4 protein-coding genes are annotated in these 2366 nt (G+C 50.5%); 2 read left to right on the forward strand and 2 right to left on the reverse strand.

What is annotated here, in order from left to right:
• Positions 1–262: dihydrodipicolinate synthase family protein (locus FDX11_RS01580; RefSeq protein ID WP_170975583.1), on the reverse strand; the 262-nt coding region annotated here is incomplete at its 3' end.
• Between the two features lie 20 nt (positions 263–282).
• Positions 283–978, reverse strand: coding sequence for a B3/4 domain-containing protein (locus FDX11_RS01585; protein WP_001581469.1), 696 nt, complete (start codon positions 976–978; stop codon positions 283–285).
• 43 nt (positions 979–1021) lie between these two features.
• On the opposite strand from FDX11_RS01585, the gene FDX11_RS01590 reads away from it, so the two are divergent.
• Positions 1022–1624: a helix-turn-helix domain-containing protein gene (locus tag FDX11_RS01590; RefSeq protein ID WP_001581470.1), complete on the forward strand. Its 603-nt coding sequence runs from the start codon at positions 1022–1024 to the stop codon at positions 1622–1624.
• Positions 1625–1686: 62 nt separating this feature from the next.
• The gene (locus tag FDX11_RS01595) at positions 1687–2148 is read left to right on the forward strand and encodes a GNAT family N-acetyltransferase (protein ID WP_019077728.1); all 462 of its coding nucleotides are present in this window, start codon (positions 1687–1689) and stop codon (positions 2146–2148) included.
• Positions 2149–2366: the final 218 nt, after the last annotated feature.

Genomic DNA, 2366 nt, shown 5'->3' on the forward strand with positions numbered 1-2366 from the left:
AAATGACCTGCTTATTCGCACCTTCCCTGACTGCCCCCACACACACCATAACAGGGATATCCCCAGCAACCTGTTTTGCCAGAGTCGCGACACGTTTGCGCTGCTCCGGGGTTAGATAGGCGTAGCTACCGGTAGACCCCAGAATACCCATTGAATCCACCCGTGCCGTCGTAAGGCGGGCCAAAATATTATTGAATCCCTTTTCATCGACGCCGTTGGAGGTAACAGGGGTCATTGGGAAAGCAGACAAGCCGGTGAACATGGTGTTTCTCCTCAATGGTATTACGGTTGTTGCTCTTCAATGAGAGTTACGTCAACCCGCAGACCTGGCATCATTGCTTCGAGGCCATCGGTCAGCATCTTCCCGGCTTCGTGAAGTTTTTCCAGTGGCATTTGCGGCAGACTCTCCAGAATAAACCACATGTGCTGTGCTTCCACATCTAAGCGGGTTCTGACTCCTTGTCGCCAGTTCCAGCGACGGCAGGTCACACCGGCATCATCACGCCAGATAACTTCACCTTGCGAAGGATATTCAACGGCGATTTCACCCTCTTTTACCGTATCAAACGGCTCAGTGCCTGTTGCCACAACGAGGCGTGGTAGCCCCTGATAGGCAGCAATGTTCTCGCCCCCCACCGGCACGGCGTAGCGAAGGCTAACGGCATTATAGAGATCAACGATGGGGTCAAGTGCTGGCATCGCGCCGTCACGTAATACACGCTTACGTAACGCATCAGCTGAACAAGGGGTGCGTTTAGGCTTAGCGCCAAACGTCTGAAAAATCTCAGCCCATGCAGCTAAATGCGATTCTGCCCACTCAGGCTCACCGACAAGAACCGCTTCACAAGCTTCTCTCAGCGCTGTTTCACCAATATCAGGGTTCAGCACCGGCGCAGCGTTTACATAGATACTGAGTGCCCGGAAACCGGGTGCAATACGATAAATTTCAGGGGCAATTGACGGAGATACTGTTAACACGGAATAATCCTGTAATGACCAATTTAAATCATGATAATGACCAATGACTAAAAAAGTCAATTTAATGACCGATGCTGGTTCGATTGCCAGCACAGTAAATGAAGCTGTATCTCAGCGGATTAAGCTGTATCGCAAACAAAAAAAAATCTCCCTTGATGAACTCTCCCGCCGGGCGGGCGTCAGCAAGGGTGCACTGGTTGAAATTGAGGGGTGCCGGGCAAATCCCAGTATTGCTCTGTTGTGCCGCCTGGCCGTCGCGATGGGGGTTTCGGTGGCAGACTTTGTGGATGTCAGTTCGAAACCAACGGTGCATCTCATCGCTGAAGAGGAAATCCCCGAATTATGGCAAGGCGAAAAAGGCGGACGAGCCAGACTGCTTGCAGGATCAGGTGGCCCTGATATGACCGAGATGTGGATGTGGGAAATGCAACCGGGGGAAAAGTTTGCTTCCCCCGGCCACACAGATGGAACGCTTGAATTGTTTTACGTCCAGGAAGGCACACTCACACTGGGTGTACAAGATCACCTGTATCAAGTGAACACCAACTGTTCGGCAACCGCGAGAACAGACGTTGCGCATTGCTATGAAAACCGAGGAGCGAGCCCATTGGTGTTCATCATGACGGTACATGAGAAATCATCCTGAGAGTTACCCAACATACCGTTCGGTCCTGTCTCGTCACATATTCGTTTACAAGGAGTTAATCAGTGGATAACCCGCATCTCAGTTTTACTAAAGACCTGTTTACGGTCACAACCGATCCCGCCTTTTTTGAGCTGGAAGCCATTCATGATTACCTTTCGCAATCGTCCTGGGCTCCTGGTATTGATATAGAAACGGTCAGTGTATCTATCCAGAACAGCCTTTGTTTTGGCCTACTGGATGGCACAAGACAGATCGGTTTCGCCCGTCTGGTGACAGACTTTGCCACTTTTGGTTATTTGTGCGACGTCTACGTGCTGAACGACTATCAGAAAAGTGGCCTCGGTCGTTGGTTGATTGAATGCTGTCACGCCCATCCATTGATGTCACGCCTGCGACGGATAATGCTGGTCACTGACAGCGCCCCTTGGCTATACCAGAAAATGGGGTATCTCCCGTTGAACCGACCAGACTTTGTCTGGCAGATCAACCGACCAGACATGTATCGTAAAACCGAAGGTAAATGAAGACTGTTTGGAGAGTAATATAGACTGTCAATCCGTAGGGCTGAGCATCTGCTGCGGAATAATTTGGCATATTCGCGAGACAACGTTGAGACGTCTGCTTGAGGCCCGGAACTTAATGTCAACTTAGCCATAGCCCATCTTCCACTTCTTTGCGCTATCTCGTTTATGAACCTAGTCATTCCGGGTATCATTGAATCGCCACGGGTTTAACAGACACC

It is taken from the genome of Citrobacter sp. wls714 (genome assembly GCF_005281025.1).
GTDB classification, from domain to species: Bacteria; Pseudomonadota; Gammaproteobacteria; order Enterobacterales; family Enterobacteriaceae; genus Citrobacter; species Citrobacter werkmanii.

What these genes read in the sequence shown, in the direction of transcription:
- FDX11_RS01590 (WP_001581470.1), top strand. Translation starts at nt 1,022, where the DNA reads ATGACTAAAAAAGTCAATTTAATGACCGATGCTGGTTCGATTGCCAGC.